Source organism: Corynebacterium sp. UMB0012 (genome assembly GCF_030216265.1).
Lineage (GTDB): Bacteria > Actinomycetota > Actinomycetes > Mycobacteriales > Mycobacteriaceae > Corynebacterium.
The window spans coordinates 28,562-48,123 of record NZ_JASOKQ010000004.1 but is presented as its reverse complement, the minus strand read 5'-3'; the positions used below and the strand labels follow the sequence as shown (position 1 = coordinate 48,123).

General features: G+C 61.1%; 16 protein-coding genes and 1 tRNA gene. 12 read left to right on the top strand and 5 right to left on the bottom strand.

Annotated features, from left to right (window positions below):
* Positions 1-60: 60 nt before the first annotated feature.
* Positions 61-133 (top strand) — tRNA-Thr (locus QP324_RS03075).
* 28 nt (positions 134-161) lie between these two features.
* Here the strand turns inward: QP324_RS03075 and QP324_RS03070 are convergent.
* Together QP324_RS03070 and QP324_RS03065 are read right to left on the bottom strand one after the other, a co-directional pair.
* Positions 162-716 (bottom strand): TetR/AcrR family transcriptional regulator, encoded by a 555-nt coding sequence (locus QP324_RS03070; RefSeq protein ID WP_225746437.1) that lies wholly within the window; start codon positions 714-716, stop codon positions 162-164.
* Positions 682-2,193 carry an MFS transporter gene (locus QP324_RS03065; protein WP_284814398.1) on the bottom strand — a complete coding sequence of 504 codons (1,512 nt, stop codon included), beginning with the start codon at positions 2,191-2,193 and terminating at the stop codon, positions 682-684. Before QP324_RS03065 ends, QP324_RS03070 begins: the two co-directional genes overlap by 35 nt.
* A gap of 172 nt (positions 2,194-2,365) precedes the next feature.
* Between QP324_RS03065 and QP324_RS03060 the strand changes: the two genes are divergently transcribed.
* From QP324_RS03060 to QP324_RS03050, 3 genes are all read left to right on the top strand, one after another.
* Entirely contained in the window at positions 2,366-4,111 is a 1,746-nt protein-coding gene (locus tag QP324_RS03060) for a pyruvate dehydrogenase (protein ID WP_284814396.1), read from the top strand.
* 186 nt (positions 4,112-4,297) lie between these two features.
* The gene (locus tag QP324_RS03055) at positions 4,298-5,002 is read left to right on the top strand and encodes a response regulator transcription factor (RefSeq protein WP_005325775.1); all 705 of its coding nucleotides are present in this window, start codon (positions 4,298-4,300) and stop codon (positions 5,000-5,002) included.
* Between the two features lie 12 nt (positions 5,003-5,014).
* Positions 5,015-6,520, top strand: coding sequence for a cell wall metabolism sensor histidine kinase WalK (locus QP324_RS03050; protein ID WP_284814498.1), 1,506 nt, complete (start codon positions 5,015-5,017; stop codon positions 6,518-6,520).
* On the opposite strand, the gene QP324_RS03045 is transcribed toward QP324_RS03050, so the two are convergent.
* The gene (locus tag QP324_RS03045; protein WP_005325778.1) at positions 6,517-6,945 is read right to left on the bottom strand and encodes an HIT family protein; all 429 of its coding nucleotides are present in this window, start codon (positions 6,943-6,945) and stop codon (positions 6,517-6,519) included. The genes QP324_RS03050 and QP324_RS03045 overlap by 4 nt on opposite strands.
* A 35-nt stretch (positions 6,946-6,980) precedes the next feature.
* On the opposite strand from QP324_RS03045, the gene purD reads away from it, so the two are divergent.
* The 5 genes from purD (at position 6,981) to QP324_RS03020 (ending at position 13,666) form a co-directional block, all read left to right on the top strand.
* Positions 6,981-8,255 carry a phosphoribosylamine--glycine ligase gene (gene purD, locus QP324_RS03040; protein WP_284814393.1) on the top strand — a complete coding sequence of 425 codons (1,275 nt, stop codon included), beginning with the start codon at positions 6,981-6,983 and terminating at the stop codon, positions 8,253-8,255.
* A 41-nt stretch (positions 8,256-8,296) separates the two neighbouring features.
* Positions 8,297-9,727, top strand: a complete 1,431-nt coding sequence (gene purB, locus QP324_RS03035) for an adenylosuccinate lyase (protein WP_284814391.1) — start codon at positions 8,297-8,299, stop codon at positions 9,725-9,727.
* A 142-nt stretch (positions 9,728-9,869) separates the two neighbouring features.
* Entirely contained in the window at positions 9,870-10,763 is an 894-nt protein-coding gene (locus tag QP324_RS03030) for a phosphoribosylaminoimidazolesuccinocarboxamide synthase (protein WP_284814389.1), read from the top strand.
* A 39-nt stretch (positions 10,764-10,802) separates the two neighbouring features.
* A complete protein-coding gene (locus QP324_RS03025) occupies positions 10,803-12,926 on the top strand; it encodes a S9 family peptidase (RefSeq protein ID WP_284814385.1) in 2,124 nt (707 codons plus the stop codon).
* Positions 12,927-12,982: 56 nt separating this feature from the next.
* Complete coding sequence (locus QP324_RS03020; RefSeq protein ID WP_284787377.1) at positions 12,983-13,666, top strand: DUF2334 domain-containing protein; 684 nt, start codon at positions 12,983-12,985, stop codon at positions 13,664-13,666.
* A 177-nt stretch (positions 13,667-13,843) separates the two neighbouring features.
* On the opposite strand, the gene QP324_RS03015 is transcribed toward QP324_RS03020, so the two are convergent.
* Positions 13,844-14,419 (bottom strand): TetR/AcrR family transcriptional regulator, encoded by a 576-nt coding sequence (locus tag QP324_RS03015; protein ID WP_284814384.1) that lies wholly within the window; start codon positions 14,417-14,419, stop codon positions 13,844-13,846.
* 295 nt (positions 14,420-14,714) lie between these two features.
* Here QP324_RS03015 and QP324_RS03010 point away from each other — a divergent pair, with 295 nt between their 5' ends.
* On the top strand, positions 14,715-15,497 hold the full coding sequence (locus QP324_RS03010; protein ID WP_284814382.1) for an ABC transporter permease: 783 nt from the start codon (positions 14,715-14,717) through the stop codon (positions 15,495-15,497).
* Positions 15,498-15,631: 134 nt separating this feature from the next.
* On the opposite strand, the gene QP324_RS03005 is transcribed toward QP324_RS03010, so the two are convergent.
* Positions 15,632-18,397 (bottom strand): ExeM/NucH family extracellular endonuclease, encoded by a 2,766-nt coding sequence (locus tag QP324_RS03005; protein ID WP_284814381.1) that lies wholly within the window; start codon positions 18,395-18,397, stop codon positions 15,632-15,634.
* Positions 18,398-18,629: 232 nt separating this feature from the next.
* Between QP324_RS03005 and purS the strand changes: the two genes are divergently transcribed.
* Together purS and purQ are read left to right on the top strand one after the other, a co-directional pair.
* A complete protein-coding gene (gene purS / locus QP324_RS03000) occupies positions 18,630-18,872 on the top strand; it encodes a phosphoribosylformylglycinamidine synthase subunit PurS (RefSeq protein ID WP_150850979.1) in 243 nt (80 codons plus the stop codon).
* A complete protein-coding gene (purQ, locus tag QP324_RS02995) occupies positions 18,873-19,556 on the top strand; it encodes a phosphoribosylformylglycinamidine synthase subunit PurQ (RefSeq protein ID WP_005325791.1) in 684 nt (227 codons plus the stop codon).
* Positions 19,557-19,562 lie beyond the last annotated feature (6 nt).

Sequence of the window (19,562 nt, the reverse complement as noted above, 5' to 3'; positions counted from 1 at the left end):
CGCTTTCCCCTCGGCGCTGGTGCTCGGGTACTATGCAACGAGCGGGATTTCTCCCGCGGTGCTGGAGTGGCGCAATTGGTAGCGCAACGCACTTGTAATGCGTAGGTTGCGAGTTCAAGTCTCGTCTCCAGCTCAAAAGGAGGCTGGGCCCCGGTGCGGGCCTAGCCTTCGGTGGTTTTTGAGGGGGCGTCGATAAGCCGAAAAAGCCGGTCGACCATGCGCTGGCGATTGGCGGGGGAGAGCTTGCGCTGGTTGAGGTGATCGTGCACCCACAGGCCGGTACTCAGGAGCATGACCAGCAGATCATCCTCGTCTGTCTCGGCGGCGGAAGGATCGACCATCCAGCGCGCATCCACCTCGGCCCACTGGGCGGAAAAATCCGGATGGGTCTGGGAATGTACGCACATCAAAAGTTGGATGAGCGGGTCGTTCTTGCCCATCGACAATACGAGCGCTCGGGAGCGCTCGGCCCAGCTGAGCTCGCTTGCCGGGTGGCCGCCGGCCAGGCGCTCGAGTTCTGTTTCCCAGCGTGCGGCGCAAAACCGATGGCAGTCTACGAGCAAGTCGTGGCGGGTAGGGAAGTGATAAATGAGTCCAGACTTGGACATGCCGGTCGCTTGCGCCAGGGAGTCGTAGGTAAGACCAGAGACGTCCTCGGCGGCGATGATATCGAGCGCAGCTTCAAGGGCTGTGGTCTTTTTGTTGAGTCGCGGCATAGGGAACTCCTGATTTGGGGTTATCGCGGAAACACCAGGCGGTTATCGCGGCTAGGAGCAAGGCGAAGCAAGCTAGGCCGCCGATGGTGGAAAGATATCCGGCATTGTAGGCGCTAGCGGCGGCCGCGTGGGAAGCAGGGTGATGCAGTGCGTCGGTTCCCAGTTCTGCGAGGTGTGGCGGCAGTTCACGGGCCATGAGCAGCGGCACAAGGGTGCCGGTTAGTGCAATGGAGATCAGGGTGCCGAATTCATAGGAGACCGCTTCTACACCCGAGGCCATGCCCGTGCGATGAAGGGGCGCGGCATTGATGATGGCGGTGGAGGACACGGACATGGCCAGGCCCGCGCCTAGGCCGGTGAGTACTAAGGCGGAGACGAGTAGGGGAAGCGTCTCACCCCGGCTCACCACCACCAGGGCCATGCCGGCGGCCATGAGCAAGAATCCGCCGCTAATGAGTGGGAGGAACCCCACGCGATGCAAGGTGGCACCACCCAGGATGGAGGTAGGGATGGCAGACAGTGCCATGGCGGAGATGATGAGGCCGGCGTGAAGGGGTGAGAGGGCGTCGACAAGCTGCAGCTTTTGGGTACTCAGCAGCTCCAGGCCGGCGAGGCCGAACATGGCACCCCCGGCCGTTAGGGCCCCGCCGCTGAAGATACGGGAGCCAAAGATGTCGAAGGTCAGCAGGGGATCTGACAAGCGAGCCTGGCGGCGGCCAAAGGCGAGCGCGCCGCAGATGAAGACGATGCCTGCGGCGGCGCTTAGCGGCCAGTTGTGTGCCAGGGATTTAATGGCCAGCACCAGGCTGGCGAGAGTGATAAGGGAGTACAGGGACGAAGGGAAGTCCCAGTGTTTTAGGGGGTTCGGAGCGTTTGGTGGGGCAAGGAACAAGGTCAGCACAATGGTCACGACCACAACCGGGACATTGAGCAAAAAGACCGAGCCCCACCAGAAATGCTCCAAAAAGAAGCCGCCCACGGTGGGGCCAGCCGCCGCGCCGATGACGGCGACAGAACCCCAGATGCCAATGGCCGTGTTGCGCTCCACCTCATCGGGAAAGGTCAGACGGATGAGCGCCAGGCTCGACGGCATCATAATGGCGGCGCCGCAGCCCAAGAAGGCGCGGCCTAAAACCAGCGTCCAAGCGCTGGGGGAATAAGCGGCGAGCAGGGAAGCGCCGCCGAAGACGGCCAAGCCGATGAGGAACATCCGCCGGTGGCCGGTGCGATCGCCCAGTGTGCCGGCGCCAAGAAGGAGGCCGGAGAGCACCAACGCGTAGGCGTTGATAATCCAGAGCTGCTGGGTATCGGTCGTGTGCAATTGCTGTGACAGCTGCGGCAATGCGGTGTAGAGGATGGAATTATCCAGCCCAACCATGAGTAACCCCAGAGAGATGACGGCGCAGAAAGACCACCGCTGGGCGGCCGTGGAGGCCGCAGCGGTGTGGTCTTGTGCGCGGGGCGGGTGGATACTCATAGCGCAGTAAACAGTACCGAACGGTCGTTACAGTTTGCAGCCGAAGATAGGTTAGTATTGCCTTCCTCACAGCTGGGCGCAGTGTGTGAGTGTATAGGAGATGAGTGGACTTTCCTGCGGTCTAAGTAGCACAGTGGTATTAACACCAATTAAGAGTTAAGGATGATTTTTAATGGCACGTAACTATGCAGAACAGCTAGTTGACACCCTGGAAAAGCAGGGTGTCGAGCGCATTTATGGCCTCGTCGGTGACTCCCTGAACCCGATCGTGGATGCCGTTCGTCGCTCCTCCATCGAGTGGATTCACGTCCGCAACGAGGAAGCAGCAGCCTTCGCTGCCGAGGCAGATTCCCTGACCACCGGCAAGTTGGCTGTATGTGCCGCATCCTGCGGCCCGGGCAATACCCACCTGATCCAGGGCCTGTACGATGCCCACCGCAACGGCGCTAAAGTGCTGGCACTGGCTTCCCACATCCCATCCCGCCAGATCGGCTCCAAGTTCTTCCAGGAGACCCACCCAGAGGCAATCTTCCAGGAGTGCTCTGGCTACTGCGAGATGGTCAACTCCGCTGAGCAGGGCGGCGTTGTCCTGCACCACGCCATCCAGTCCACCATGGCCGGCAATGGCGTTTCCGTCCTGGTTATCCCGGGTGACGTTTCCATGCAGGACGCTGAGGATGACTCCTTCGTCGAGTCCAAGATCTCCGCTGGCCGCCCGGTCGTCTTCCCGGATCCGGCCGAGGCCGCTGCCCTGACCCAGGCCATCAATGAGGCTAAGTCCGTCACCCTCTTCGTTGGTGCCGGCGTCAAGGACGCCCGTGAGCAGGTGCTCAAGCTGGCGGAGAAGATCAAGGCTCCCATCGGCCACGCCCTGGGCGGCAAGATGTACATCCAGTACGAGAACCCGTTTGACGTAGGCATGAACGGCCTGCTGGGCTACGGTGCGGCACACGAGGCCACCCACGAGGCTGACCTGCTCATCCTGTTGGGTACCGACTTCCCGTACAACGACTTCCTGCCGGATGCCAATGTGGCGCAGGTAGACATCAACGGCTCCCACATCGGCCGCCGCACCAAGATTTCCTACCCGGTCACCGGTGACGTAGCCGCCACCATCGAGAACATCTTGCCGCACGTGGATGAGAAGAAGGACCGCTCCTTCCTGGACAAGATGCTCAAGAAGCACTACGGCAAGCTGGAGCACGTCGTTGAGGCTTATACCTCCAACGTGGACAAGCACACCCCGATCCACCCGGAGTACGTTGCTGACCTCATTGACAAGAACGCCGATGAGGATGCCATCTTCACCGTTGATACCGGCATGTGCAACGTGTGGGGCGCTCGCTACATCACCGCTAACGGCAAGCGCGAGCAGATCGGCTCCTTCCGCCACGGCACCATGGCCAACGCCCTGCCACAGGCACTGGGTGCACAGGCCGCTAACCCGGGCCGCCAGGTCATCACCTTCTCCGGTGATGGCGGACTGTCCATGCTGATGGGTGAGCTGCTCACCGTGAAGCTGCACAACCTGCCTATCAAGATGTTCGTGTTCAACAACTCTTCTTTGGGCATGGTCAAGCTGGAGATGCTGGTGCAGGGTCTGCCGGAGCACGAGACCGACCACGAGTCCGTCAACTTTGCCAAGATTGCAGAAGCTTCCGGCATCAAGCACTTCCGCATCGAGGATCCGAAGGATGCACCGGAGCAGATCAAGAAGGCGCTGGCTTATAACGGCCCGGCTCTTATCGACGTCGTTACTGACCCCAACGCCCTCTCCCTGCCACCAACGCTGACCATCGAGCAGCTCATGGGCTTCTCCAAGGCTGCCACCCGCACCGTTCTGGACGGTGGCGTTGGCCAGATGATCACCATGGCAAAGTCCAACCTGCGCAACATCCCGCGCCCGCAGGACTTCTAAATAGCGCGCTGCGCTAGCTACCACGCCCTTCCTCACCTAAGGAGGGGCGTGGTTTTCTTTTACCCCGACCAGGCCGAGTACTCACGTTCACAGGATTCAGGCAGAAACTCTTCAGTAGGCTGGAAAGCAAGCGTGCCATGATGACGTGTTAGAAAATCACAACCTTTAAGGGGATCTGAGGAGAACATGGAAGACACTAAACTCGCCAAGGTTCTTGTCGTCGATGACGAACCCAATATTGTGGAGCTACTCACCGTATCGCTGAAGTTCCAGAACTTCGAGGTGTACAGCGCCAATTCCGGCAACGAGGCGCTGCGCATTGCCCGCGAAGTAAACCCTGATGCCTACATCCTGGACGTCATGATGCCGGGCATGGATGGCTTCGAGCTGCTGGGCAAGCTGCGCCAAGAAGGCCTGGACGGCCCGGTGCTCTACCTCACCGCTAAGGACGGTGTGGACCAGCGCATCCACGGCTTGACCATCGGTGCGGATGATTACGTGACGAAGCCATTTAGCCTGGAAGAAGTTATCACCCGTCTGCGCGTTATCATGCGCCGCGGTGGCGCGGCGGAAGAATCCACCAACGATGCCACCATGAGCTACGCGGATCTAACGCTCAATGATGACACCCATGAGGTCACCAAGGCCGGCGAGCTCATTGAGCTTTCGCCCACCGAGTTCAACCTCCTGCGCTACCTCATGCAGAACAAGGAAGTGGTGCTGTCCAAGTCCAAGATTTTGGACAATGTGTGGCACTACGATTTCGGCGGCGATGGCAACGTGGTCGAGTCCTATATCTCTTACCTGCGCCGCAAGATTGATACCGGCGAGACGCAGCTGATCCACACCGTGCGCGGCGTGGGTTATGTACTGCGCACCCCGCGCTCCTAAAGTGCTTAAATGATGGAAGATTCACAGGAGACCCAGGGCCAGGCGCCTGCACCGGCGGCGGCGCGCCCGCAGTCCATGTGGCTTGAGGGCCTGGGGCAAGGCGAAGGGGAGGAAAAGTCCTCCAAGCGGCGAATGTTTTCCCAGATTCCGCAGGCAATGCCGCTGCGGACGTGGCTGGTCATCCTCCTCGTCGTGGTCTCCGGGCTCGGCATTACGGGCTCGTCCTTTGCGGTGAATTCCATCATGCGCAACGTCCTGTTCAATAACGTCGATGATGAGCTGCGCGCCGCGTCGACCACATGGGCGCGCGATATCAGCAATGACTTTTTCATCGGCGATCACACCAAGCGCCCGCCTACCGAATACGTGGTGCTGAACTACCTGCCCGATGGCACCATCCGCTATTCGGGACCATCGTCAACCACCCCGAATGCGGAGAATATCCCGCTCGGCGGCTACCCCACCACCGTGGGTTCCATCGAAAACAACACCAAGTGGCGCGCGCTCGCCTTCGCGGATTCCAATGGCGTCATCACGGTCATTGCTAAGGACATGACCCATGAAAAAGAAATCCTGCACGGCCTAGCCATGGTGCAGGTGACCATTGCTGCCATTGCTTTGGCTGCCATTGCGGCCGTAGGTTTCTGGTTTATCCGCAGGGCGTTGCGGCCGCTGCGGGTGGTGGAAAAGACGGCGTCGCAAATCGCGGCAGGCGACCTAGACAAACGCGTGCCCAAGTGGCCGCTGCACACGGAGGTGGGCCAGCTGGCTGCCGCGCTCAATATCATGTTGGGTCAGCTGCAGCGCTCCGTCGTGCGCGCGCAGGAGAAAGAGGAACAGATGCGTCGCTTCGTCGGCGATGCTTCGCATGAGCTGCGCACGCCGCTGACCAGCCTGCGCGGCTATACCGAGCTTTATCGCTCCGGCGCCACCAAGGACGTGGACCTAGTCTTTTCCAAGATCGATGATGAGTCCAAGCGCATGTCCTTGCTGGTGGAGGACCTGCTGGCCCTCACCCGCGCTGAAGGCACGCGCCTAGACCTGCGCCCGGTGGACCTACTGGAACTGGCCCTGTCCGTGGGCTCTTCCGCGCGCGCGGCCTTCCCCGGCCGCGAGATTGAGGTGGCCAACGACGCCAAATCCATCCCGGTGGTCAATGGCGATGCCAGCCGCCTGCACCAGGTGCTGCTCAACCTAGTGACCAACGGCATCCGCCACGGCGGCGAGGATGCGACCGTGACGCTGCGCCTGCGCCGCGAGGCCAATGATGTGCTGGTCGATGTCAGCGATGACGGCAAGGGTATGTCCCAGGAAGATGCGGCGCACATCTTCGAGCGCTTTTACCGCGCGGATACCTCGCGCACCCGCGATACCGGCGGCTCCGGCCTGGGCTTAGCCATCGTCCACTCCCTGGTAGAGCAGCACGGTGGCAGCATTAGCGTCGACTCTGAGCTCGGCCGCGGCACCACCTTTACGGTGCGCCTGCCCGCGCTTGCCGACGCCCCCTCTGAGCCCTAGTCCTCCCGAATGCCTTCCTCGTTGCAGCCGAGGTGCTGGCGAATGCGGGCGGCCGCCTCATCCATAGCGGCGTCGTCGGTGTTCTCGGCGTCGAAGGCCTTGGCAAAGTCATACTCTTCCATCTTCTCGGTGGGGAAGAGGTGGATATGGGTGTGTGGGACATCGAATCCGGCGATGATGTAGCCGGTGCGCGGGGTATCAAACGCGGTCTTGATAGCGCCGCCGATTTCCAGGGCGACCTCGTTGAGGTGGGCCCAGGTCTGTGGATCCAGGTCGGTCCACTTATCTACTTCCTCGATGGGCACGACCAGGGTATGGCCGTAGCGCAGCGGCTCGATGGAGAGGAAAGCTACGCAGGTCTCATCGCGGTAGACAAAGCGAGCGGGTAGTTCACCATTAATGATCTTTGTAAATACAGAAGCCATGTGTGCCAGGCTACCCGCTGGTTATGATGGTGGGCATGCGCATTCTCGTAATTGGTTCGGGCGGCCGTGAACACGCCCTTGTCAAGGGCCTGTCCGCCGACCCTAAGAACACCGAAATCCACGCCGCGCCGGGCAGCGCGGCCATGTCCGCCCTCGCTACCGTCCACCCGGATTACTCCCAGGTAGATGACGCTGATCGCATGGTGGAGCTCGCCCAGAGCATCGCCGCGGACCTCGTTGTCATCGGCCCTGAGGTTCCCCTCGTCGCCGGCGTGGCCGATGCCCTGCGCGCGGCCGGCATCGCTGTCTTCGGCCCCAGCAAAGACGCAGCCCAGATCGAGGGATCCAAGGCATTTGCCAAGGACGTCATGGAGTCCGCCGGCGTCAAGACCGCCCGCGCGGAACAGCTGCGTCCGGGCTCCACCGAGGACGACATTGAAGCTGCCCTCGACCGCTTTGGCCCGCAGTTCGTGGTCAAAGACGATGGCCTGGCCGGCGGCAAGGGTGTCGTGGTCACCCCAGACCGCGCCGCCGCCCGCGCCCACGTCGATGCCGTCCTCGCGGCCGGCAACCCGGTGCTGCTGGAATCCTTCCTCGACGGCCCCGAAGTCTCGCTCTTCTGCTTAGTCGATGGCGAGACCGTTGTCCCACTGCTGCCGGCCCAGGATCACAAGCGTGCCTATGACAACGACAAGGGCCCCAATACCGGTGGCATGGGTGCCTACACCCCGCTGCCGTGGCTGCCGGAGGACGGCGTGCAGCGCATCGTGGACGAGGTCTGCACCCCTGTGGCCAAGGAGATGGCGCGCCGCGGCACCCCTTATTCGGGACTGCTTTACGCCGGCCTGGCCTGGGGCGAAGAAGGCCCGGCCGTCGTCGAGTTCAACTGCCGCTTCGGCGACCCGGAGACCCAGGCAGTGCTCTCCCTGCTCAAGTCCCCGCTGGCTGAGGCCCTTAACGCCACGGCCACCGGCACCCTCTCCGAGCTCCCGCCACTGGAGTGGGAGGATGGCTTCGCCGTCATCATCGTCATGGCGGCCGAGGGCTACCCGGCCTCCCCACGCAAGGGCGATGCCATCACCGGCGCCGCCCTGGACGATCCGCAGCGCGTCCTCCACGCCGGCACCGTGCATACCGATGGCGCCTACCGCACCGCGGGCGGCCGTGTGCTCAGCGTGCTGGGCAAGGGTTCCACGCTTGCCGACGCCCGCGCAGACGCCTACGCCACCGTCGACGGCATCGAGTTTGCGGGTGGCTTTGTGCGTCGGGACATCGGCAAGCGAGCAGAAGACGGTGAGATTTCTCTCTAACCCTTCACCCCGCGGCGGGGCAGGCATGGAATAATAGCCACGTGGCTGAAAAGAAGAAGATTTCCAACGTCCTGTCCTCCCGCTATGCCTCCGAGGAGCTGTCCAATATCTGGAGCCCGGAGCATAAAATCATCTTGGAGCGCAAGCTCTGGATCGCGGTCATGCGCGCCCAGAAGGATCTAGGCGTAGACATCCCCGCCAAGGCCATCGATGCCTACGAGGCTGTGGTAGAGGACGTGAACCTCGAGTCCATCGCGGAGCGCGAGCGCGTCACCCGCCACGATGTGAAGGCCCGCATCGAAGAATTCAATGCGCTGGCCGGCTACGAGCACATTCACAAGGGCATGACCAGCCGCGATCTCACCGAGAACGTGGAGCAGCTGCAGATCCACACCTCGCTGGAGATCATCCGCGATAAGGCCATCGCAGTGGTCTCCCGCATCGGCCGCCATGCCGCCGAGTACCAGTCCCTGGTCATGGCGGGCCGCTCCCACAACGTGGCCGCGCAGGCCACCACCCTGGGCAAGCGCTTCGCAACGGCCGGCGATGAGATGCTGCTGGCCATCGAGCGCCTCGAAGATCTCCTCGGCCGCTACCCGCTGCGCGGCATCAAGGGCCCGATGGGCACCTCCCAAGACATGCTCGATCTCATGGGCGGCTCCGAGGACAAGCTCGCCTCCTTGGAGACGGCCATCGCGGATTACCTGGGCTTCCACCGCATCTTCAATTCCGTGGGCCAGGTCTACCCGCGCTCCCTCGACTTCGACGCCATCTCCGCCCTAGTGGAGCTCGGCGCCGCCCCGTCCTCCCTGGCCACCACCATCCGCTTGATGGCCGGCAACGAGACCGTCACCGAAGGCTTCAAGGAGGGCCAAGTTGGCTCCTCTGCCATGCCGCATAAGATGAACGCCCGCTCCTGCGAGCGCGTTGGCGGCCTGCAGGTTATCCTCCGCGGCTACCTCACCATGGCTGCGGACCTCGCTGGCCAGCAGTGGAACGAGGGCGATGTCTTCTGCTCCGTCGTCCGCCGCGTCGCGCTTCCCGATGCCTTCTTTGCCCTCGACGGCCAATTCGAAACCTTCCTCACCGTTCTCGACGAGTTCGGTGCCTTCCCGGCCATGATCGACCGCGAACTGGAGCGCTACCTGCCCTTCCTGGCCACTACCCGCATCCTCATGGCGGCCGTGCGCGCCGGTGTGGGCCGCGAGACCGCCCACGAGGTCATCAAGGAAAACGCCGTGGCCGTCGCGCTCAATATGCGCGAAAACGGCGGCGAGCAGGACCTAGTCCAACGCCTCGCCGCCGATGATCGCCTGCCCATGGATGAGTCCGACCTCGAGGCCGCCCTAGCCGATAAGCACGCCTTCATCGGCGCCGCCGAGTCCCAGGTCAGCCAGGTGCTCAACCGCATCAACGCGCTAGTAGGTGAGCACCCCAAGGCTGCGGCCTATACCCCGGGCGAGATCCTTTAAAACGAGCCGCGCAGGGCGTCTTCCTGTCGCGGTGCGCCTTCCTTTTTCGCATTTCGATCAAATAGCCCCCGAATCCCGCGCGGATTTCGGAGCTTATTTGATCGAAACGTGCTCGCTACCCCTGAGCGCTAGAATGAAGGTCATGCGACCTGAGCTTTCTTCTTATACCCATCTTGCCTCCGGCAAGGTCCGCGATATCTACGATGTAGACGAGAACACTCTTCTGATGGTGGTCTCGGACCGCATCTCGGCCTACGACCACGCCCTCGAGCCGGCCATCCCGGACAAGGGCCGCGTGCTGACCGCAACCTCGAAGTTCTTCTTCGACTCCATCGATTTCCCCAACCACCTGGCCGGCCCGCTCGATGATGAGCGCATCCCCGCCGAGTACCTTGGCCGCGCGATGGTGGTCAAGAAGCTGGATATGTTGCCCTTTGAGTGCGTGGCCCGCGGCTTCCTCACCGGTTCCGGCCTGAAGGAGTACAAGGTCAACGGCACCGTGTGCGGTATCGAGCTGCCGGAGGGCCTGGCTGAGGCTTCCCGCCTGCCCGAGCCCATCTTCACTCCGGCCACCAAGGCGGAACAGGGCGAGCACGATGAGAACGTCTCCTTCGACTTCGTGGTGGACAAGCTGGGCGCCGAGCGCGCCGAGGAGCTGCGCGCGGCCACCCTCCGCATCTACTCCGAGGCCGCCACGCTCGCGGAGGAGAAAGGCATTATCCTCGCCGATACCAAGTTCGAGTTCGGCCTAGACAAAGACGGCACCCTCGTGCTGGCCGATGAGGTCCTTACCCCAGATTCCTCCCGCTACTGGCCGGCCGATTCTTACGTGGAGGGCGAGGTCCAGCCGTCCTTCGACAAGCAATACGTGCGCAATTGGCTGACTTCTGACGCCTCCGGGTGGGACCAAGCCGCCGACGGCACCCCACCCCAGCTTCCCGATGACGTCGTTTCCGCCACCCGCCTGCGCTATATCGAGGCCTATGAGCGGCTTTCCGGCGAGCGCTTCGCGGACTTCCTCTCGCCCGAGGCCTAGCTCTCGCTCTACGGGGCGCCACGCGTACAGTGGGGCGGCATGAGCAATGAGAATCTTTCCGCCCCGGTGGCTGCCGTCCACCCCGTGACCCGTTCCTTCCACGGACGCGAGTTCGTGGATAACTACGAGTGGCTGCGCGATAAGGAATCCCAGGAAACCCTGGATTACCTCAACGCAGAAAATGATTACACCAAGGCGAAGACCGCGCACTTGGATGAGATGACGGAGAATATCTTCCAGGAGATTAAGTCCCGCATCAAGCAAACCGATATGTCCGTGCCTTCTCGTCGCGGCGATTACTGGTACTACGGCCGCACCGAGGAGGGCAAGAGCTACGGCTACTCCTGCCGCCTCCCGGTAGAGGAGGGGGCCGATCCATGGACTGCCCCGGTTATCCCAGAGGAAGGCACCCCGGAAGGCGAGGAGATTATCCTTGACGCCAACGCGCTGGCGGAAGGCAAGGACTTCTTTGCCCTCGGCGCCGCCTCCATCTCTGATTCCGGCCGCTACCTGGCCTATTCCGTGGACTTCGCCGGCGACGAGCGCTTCGAGCTCTACATCAAGGACTTGGAAAGCGGCGCGCTTCTCGACGACCACCTCAAGGGCATCTTCTACGGCGCCACCTGGGCCGGCGACGGCTATATCTTTTACACGACCGTCGACGAGGCATGGCGCCCTGACGCCATCTGGCGCCACAAGGTCGGTACCGCGCAGTCCGAAGACGTGCAGGTGTTCAAGGAAGACGACGAGCACTTCAACGTCGGCATCGGCAGCGCTCGCTCCGATAAGTACCTCTTCCTTGGTGTGAGCTCCAAGGTGACTTCTGAGGTATGGGTCCTCGAAGAAGACAACCCCGAGGGTGAATTCCGCCTGCTGTGGGAGCGCGAATCCGGCGTGGACTACGACGTCGACCACGCCGTCGTTAAGGGCGAGGATTACTGGATCGTCACCCACAACGCCACCGGCCCCAACTTCGAGGTCGGCTATACCAAGGCCGAAGGCGACCTGCCCGCTCTTCGGGATCTGCCCGCGCTCCTGCCTCATAAGGAAACCACCCGCATCGAGGGCGTGGATACCTACCGCGACCAAATCGTGGTGGGTTACCGTCGCGGTGGCATCGGCCGCGCCGCCATCATGCGCATTAGCGACGGCTTTGGCGAGTTCGAAGAGCTCAACTTCAATGAGGAGCTCTTCACCGTTTCCGTATCCGGTAACCCGGAGTGGGACGCGCCGGTGCTTCGCGTGAGCTACGTGTCTTTCACCCAGCCCTCCCAGCTCTTTGATTACCGCGTGGACACCGGCGAATTTACGCTGCTCAAGGAGCAGGAGGTTCCCGGCGGTTATAACCCGGATGACTACGTGGCCTACCGCATGTGGACCACGGCTGCCGACGGCACCGACATCCCCGTATCCATTGTTCACCGCGCCGACCTCGACCGCACCCAGCCGAACCCGACCCTGCTCTACGGATACGGCTCTTACGAGGTCAGTGTCGATCCGGCCTTCTCCGTTACCCGCCTGTCTCTTATGGACCGCGGCATGATTTTTGCGGTTGCCCATGTGCGCGGCGGCGGCGAGATGGGTCGCACCTGGTACGACGACGGCAAAATGCTCAAGAAGAAAAACACCTTTACCGACTTCATCGATGTCGCTGATGATCTCATCGCCCGCGGCGTGACCACCGCAGACCAAATGGTGGCCGAGGGCGGTTCGGCTGGCGGAATGCTCATGGGTGCTATCGCCAATATGGCCCCGGATCGCTTCACCGCCATCCAGGCCGTTGTTCCGTTCGTGGATCCGCTGACCTCTATCCTCATGCCGGAACTGCCGCTTACCGTGCCTGAATGGGAGGAGTGGGGCGACCCGTACCACGACCCTGAGGTTTATGACTACATGAAGTCCTACTCGCCGTACGAAAACATCGAGGCTAAGGACTACCCGGACATCCTGGCCATTACCTCGCTCAATGACACCCGCGTGCTCTATGTCGAGCCGGCCAAGTGGATCGCCCAGCTGCGAACGACGGCCACCGGCGGCGAGTTCTTGCTCAAAACCGAAATGGCCGCAGGCCATGGCGGCGTGTCCGGTCGCTATGAAAAGTGGCGCCAAAACGCCTTCGAGTATGCGTGGACGATCAATAAGGCAACTGGTCTGGAGAAGTAAAACCCGGATAGGGGGCCAGCGCGCGAATCCTGAATTCCTGTGCGATAATTTTTCTTATGAATGGCCACCTTCTGGTATCGATCTCCAGCATCTTTGATGACACACGGAAGCAGGCTAGCCGGCTCCTTTCGATCCTTGATCGAGAGGAGATTCCTGTTTCCCTGCTTATTGCCCCGCATATCGATGGCAATTGGCACCTTGCGAAAGATAAAGACACCAAAAGCTGGCTCCGAGACCAAGCCGATGCCGGCCGCATTCTCATCCTCAACGGTTTCGACCGCTCGGTACAGGGACGTCGAGCGGAGTTCGCGAATCTCGACTCCCACGAGGCAAAGCTCCGACTCGCGGGTGCTACCCGCCAGATGGCCAAGATCGGCTTCGAGCCCACAATTTTCGCGCCACCGCGCTGGCGCATGTCTCCCGGCACCTTGCAGGTCTTGCCACAGTTTAAGTTTGAGGTGGCAGCCTCTACCCGCGGTGTTTTGCAGATCAATTCCGGCAAATTCCACCAGGCCCGTAACTTGTCCTTTGGCGAGGGCTTTGGTTCCGCTAAGTGGTGGCGCAAGAACATCATCCGCGCGGCAGAACGTTCCGCGCAGCGCGGCAATACCGTCCGCCTGTCCGTGTCCGGCCGAAACCTAGATGACCGCAAGGTGATCCATGACTTCGTCAAAGCTGCCGACCGGGCTATTAACGCTGGTGCGACCCCTGCCGATTATGGCACCTTCTTGCCAAAGTAGGCGGCGAACCTTCTGCTTCCGGTAGCGTCGCAGGTCTCGATGACCTGGGACGAGAGTTGAGAAGCACCTGACGACAAAAGCCGGAAAACCGGATAAGTTGGCCGCAGGTGTTTGCGCCCAACCGTCACTCGGATATGAAGGATGCGCGGCGAAGTGGAGCGGGAACGCTAAAAGTCTTTAAACCTCATCAGCGTCCCATCGCCTTAGTCCAGCGATGAAAATCTCCACTATGTCGTTCAATTCTGCACCGAACCTTTCATCAGCTGGGCGGGGGAGAGGCCGAGAAAGCATGATAATGCCCAGGTGAAACGTGAATGGCTGCAGATGAGGTGAGCAGAGACCATGCTCGGCGGCTGCTTTGAGAAAAGGACGATATACATCCTCCAACTCGCTGGCCGAATGGTTCATATCTTCTTCGGTGAAGATCTTTGCTAATTCGGGTATTACTTCCTGCGTGATAGCTGGAAGCCGCAGGTTTATCAGTCCATGGATGGTGGTTTGCCAAGTATCGACGGGGGCAGCAGGAAACTGGGCGAGTTGGGTATCAATTAGTTCGCGGATTTGTTCCAGCGCGTCATAGGCGAGGGCAGTAAAGATATCTGTTTTTTGGGGGTAGTGCCGGGTAACTGTAGCTACTCCCACTTGGGCTTCTCGAGCAATGGCTCGCATCGAGACCTTTATGCCTTCGCGCGAAATAAGAGTTCTTGCCGCCTTGATTATTGCTTGCCGGTTGTCCGATGCATCTTTCCTCATTGTTGTGAGTCTACCTTGACAGGAGAGTAAATGAAACAGTATGCTCCATTTAGTCAAGTGAAACACAGTGTTCCAATTAGGGAGAAAGCTCATGTCTACTTCTACAGCCGGAACGGACACCGCCAAGACCACGAGGCGTCCCCTTCCGCAAATGCTTGCAATTACCTTCGGAGTGCCAGTTGTAATTTTTCTGTTGCTCTGGGCCTTTCTGGCGCCATCATTTGGGTCGGGTCCATCCGGAGTACCCATTGCTATCGCTGGGCCCGAACCAGTTCAAGCAAAGATCACATCTGAGATGGAACAACATGAAGAGCATCCGGATCTCATTTCCGTGGATTCTTCGGATAGAGCCAAAGAGATGGTGCAGAACCGAGAGGCTGTGGGTGCGGTAGTCATTGGCAAGGGTGAAGCTACTGTTTATGAGGCTTCCGGCAATGGCAGTCCGTATGTGCAGATGCTCGACGGCATGGCAAAGAAGCTAGAAGCCACCGGCGCCCAGGTAAAAACTGAAGATCTTGCCCCCTTGACCGAGGATGATCCGCAGGCAAGTGGCATTTCAATGCTTGGGCTGCCCCTTGCCATTGGTGGCATTATCTCCGCTGTACTGTCTGCCTTCCTGCTGCGCGGGCACAAGTGGATGAAGCTTTTTGCTCTTGCCGGAATTGCTGCCCTCGGTGCTGGGCTTGTGGTGTGGATGTTGCACGGAGTCTATGGGACCCTGGATGGAAATATTTTTCAGGAGTGGTTAGGAATTGCTCTGGGCATATTGGCGACATCAACAATTACAGCGGGCCTTGATGCGCTAATCGGGACACCGGGCATTGGAATCGGTGTAGTTCTTACCATCTTCGTGAGTAATCCTCTGTCCGGTCTCGCTACTGGACCGTGGCTGCTTCCTGCGGGATGGTCCACGCTAGGACAACTGATGCCCATCGGCTCCACGGGTTTCTTGATCCGCTCGATTTCCTACTTTGACGGCGCTGGGGCAACTCGCGCGTGGAGTGTCCTCGCTGCGTGGGTCATCATCGGTTTGCTCTTGCTAGCGTTTGACCGCTCTAAGCCAAAGCTTGAGGCCTAAATCCTCTGTCTAATGCTGGAAAGAAACACGCATCTGTAGGCAGAAAACGCGGTTAGGCGTTGAAATCACAAAAATTAAGACCCCGCTCGCCTGGGATTTATCCAAAAGCGAGCGGGGTCTTCGTTTGCGGGCGGTTAGCGCTGCAGGCCGGTGATGAAGTTCTTTACCTCCTGCGGCAGCATGCCCCAGATGGGGGCCGGGATGGTCTTCTGGAGGTTGCCGGTCACCGCGAGGAAGCCGGGGATGGCGATAAGGCCGGCGATGGCCGCGATGGCAGCGGCGATACCGGCACCGACGGAGCTAGTGCTGGAGGTGGAACCGAAGCCAGGCTTACCGGGCTTTTCTGAGGGCTTGTCCTCTGGCTTATCGGAAGGTTCATCGGAAGGCTTATCCGCCGGATCATCCGCAGGATCGTCTGGCTGGCCGGCGGAGTCGTCCGCGCCGAGGGTGAATCCGACCTTGACCGGATCGTGGTCGGAGGCGCGGAATGGGGAGTCATCGTAGAAGTCCACGATGTTGTAGTTGCGGCGGGAGTATTCGAAGGCGACGGGTTCGTCGGCGTTGATGTTCCACACTTGGGCGTCGTCAAGCGTGCCGGTGGCAACCTTATTGGCCAGCACGTGGTCGAGGGTGCCAAGCAGGCCGGAGAACTGGTAGGAAGGGTCAGCCTCGTACTTTTCGGCGGGGACGGTGAAGCCGTCGTTACGGAAGACATCGAGCGCGGTCTCGTGGGTGTAGGTATTGAAATCACCCAGGGCGAATAGCGGCTTGTCCTTCCAGTCTTCCTGCTTGTGCAGCGCATCGAGGACGGCCTGGGCCTGTGCGTTGCGGACGTTCGGGTTATTGCCCTGGCCGTCGCCGGAGTCGGCGTCGCCCTTGGCTACGGAGCCCTTGGACTTGAAGTGGTTGGCCACGGCAACGAAGGATTCCTCGCCCTCCTTTAACGGCTGGAACTCCTGGGCGAGTGGCTCGCGGGCGGTGCCGGTGAAGCGATCATCCTGGAAGATGCGGGATTCGCCGACGGGCTTGACCACATCCTTGTGGTAGATAAACGCGGTGCGGATGACATCCGGGGAGTCCGGTACGGCGTCCTCGGAAGGAGAGGGGACGAAGGCCCACTTCTCGGAACCGGCGGCCTCGTTGAGCTTTTCCGTCAGGTGCTTGAGGGCCTTATCGCGCTGGGTAAAGTCACCGGTGACGGCGTAGCCATCTTCGATTTCGGAAAGGCCGATGACGTCGGCATCGAGGCCGTTGATGGCCGCGACAATCTTGCGCTCCTGGTCTTCTAGTGCTGATTGGGTATAGGCGCCGCGGGTCTTACCGCGATTGACGGTGACCTTATTGCCCTCGCGATCGGTGTAGGCGCTGCCGCCGAATTCCTCGCCCAAGGAGGTGAAGTAGTTCAGCACATTGAAGGCGCCGATGGTGTATTCGCCCTTGACGTCATCGATGGCGTGCAGCTCGGCCGCGCGGGAATCCTCCCAAGAGATGGGCAGGTCTGCGCCCTTGGTGTTGCCGGTGACCGGGGTGGTGGGCTGGAAGCGCCACTGGTCGTGGGAGAAGCCCACGATGACCGGGTGCTGGAAGGACACGGTATCGGTGGTGCGCAGGGACTTGATGGTCTGGCCATCATCCTGGGCGATGTACGGCAGCGGGGTATCCTGGTCGGTCTTGAGATAGTCGCGGGTGCGGCCATCGTCCAGGGTGACCAGCTTTTCGGCGTTGTCCTTGGTGAGCTTCTGGATATCGGAGTTGGGATCCGTGGAGGGGGAGAAGATATCGGAAGGCTGGCGGAAGGCTTCCTTGCCTGGGGCGAGGCCGACCTCGCCGTACTGGTTGAGCGAATAGTTATTGGTCACGGTGTGCTCGCCTGGCTGGATGAGCATGTGCTCGAAGGGCTCGCGGGCCTCGGTGCCATCGGGAAGTTGGTCTACCTTGAGCGGGGTGACCTTCTCCAGCGGGGTATCGAGCTGCGTGACCGCGGAGGCGGTGAGCTGGGTGGAGCCATAGAATTCGGAGACCTTGCCGGTTACCTCGACGGAATCCTCAAGGGCAGGGTACTGATCGGCTGGTTTGTTACCCATGTAGACGAAGATGGCCTGGGAGGCATCGGTGGCCTCGTTGCCAGTACCACCGGTCTGAATGGTGAAGCCATTGAGTCCACCTTCGGACCACACGCCGGTGACGACGCCCTCGGTGGCCACGGTCTGGTCCTTGAATGGGGATTCGGCGCCGGTGCCTTGGATATCGGCGATGGCGGTGACCCCCTCGGGAGCCGGCTGCTCGGGCTCGACCAGCTCCTCGGGCTGCGGGGTGGGGGCCTCGTTACCGGAGTTGGTCGGGGTAGGTGCTCCGGTGGTGAAGTCGGCGGCGTTGTCATCGGTATCGGTGCCCTCGGCGTCGCGGGAGGCGGATTTGGTATTGGACAGGCCCGCGGCGGCGGTGCTTTCCTTGAGGGAAGCGGCGCCGTAGCCGATGGTATCGATGGGGGTACCGGTGGCGTCGGCAAGCTGCACGGAGCCCTTGGAGCCGGACATGTTGAGGTTGCCCTCGGCGTCTGGGGCAGGCAGGGCCTCGCCCGCGCCATTGCCGGCCGCGCCCTGCACCAGGAAGTAGCCGTGCGGCGCGATGGTGTCGGAAAGCTCCACCTTGCCACCGGTATTGCCGGAGGCGGAGAAGTACTCCACGGTGTATCCGGTCAGGTCAATCGGGGCATCGGTGGGGTTATAGAGCTCGATGAAGTCATGGGTGAAGGCAGCGCCCTTATTGCCGCCGCCCCCGAAGACCTCGGAGATGACTGCGGCGGAGCCATCGGTGGCGGCCGTGGCGGTAGGAACGGCAAGGGCGGCAGAGGACAAGGCGGTGGCAAGTGCCAGCGCGCCGAGGCGGCGAGAAGACATAGATTCAACCTTAAACAGAGAGCGACAGTGTGCGTCGTCGATTAGTAGAGCACCGCGCCGGGCCAGGCTGGAGCGCACGCCGAAGTTTGCCAGAGCGTCGTTTGGGGTTCACGTAGAGTTTGCTCGACCGGGGTGAAACCCACACTGCGGGGGTGAGTCTAGGTAAAAGGCGGGGGTGCCAACTAAACTAAGCCGCGCAGACCAAAGCCCCATACAGTAAGGCAAATATTTCATGGCTCGTGTAGTTGTCAATGTCATGCCCAAGGCGGAGATTCTGGATCCGCAGGGCCAAGCCGTCGTCCGCGCGCTGGGTCGCATCGGTGTATCCGGTGTCAGCGATGTGCGCCAGGGAAAGCGCTTCGAGCTCGAGGTCGATGACTCCGTCACCGCAGAGGACTTGGAGAAGGTAGCCGCCACGCTGCTGGCCAATACCGTCATCGAGGACTACGAGGTTGTTGGGCTGGAGGTCAAGTAAGTGACCGCCACAATCGGAGTAATCACTTTCCCCGGAACCCTGGATGATGTAGATGCCGCTCGCGCTGCCCGCACCGCCGGCGCAGAGGTGAAAAGCCTCTGGCACGCAGATACCGATCTGCACGGCGTGGATGCGGTAGTAGTGCCGGGCGGTTTTTCTTATGGTGACTACCTGCGTTCGGGCGCTATTTCCGCGCTCGCGCCGGTGATGCAGTCCGTTATTGATCGTGCGAAGCAGGGCATGCCGGTGCTCGGCATCTGCAATGGCTTCCAGATCCTTACTGAGGCGGGCCTGCTGCCAGGCGCGCTGACCCGCAATAAGGGCCTGCACTTCCACTGCACCGATACCTACCTTGAGGTGGCCAATTCCACCACCGCGTGGACCAGCGAGTTTGAGCAGGGCCAGAAGATCCTGGTGCCGGCCAAGCACGGCGAAGGCCGCTTCCAGGCCGGCGATGATGATATCGCCCGCATCGAGGGCGAGGGCCGCGTGGTCTTCCGCTATACCGATAATTACAACGGTTCCGTCAACGGCATTGCCGGTGTGAGCGATGAGTCCGGCCGCATTGTGGGCCTCATGCCGCACCCCGAGCACGCCATTGACACGCTAACCGGCCCATCCACCGACGGACTGGGACTTTTCGTATCCGCCATCAAGGCCGTCGCCCAGGCGCCGGCGGTTTAAGGAGGC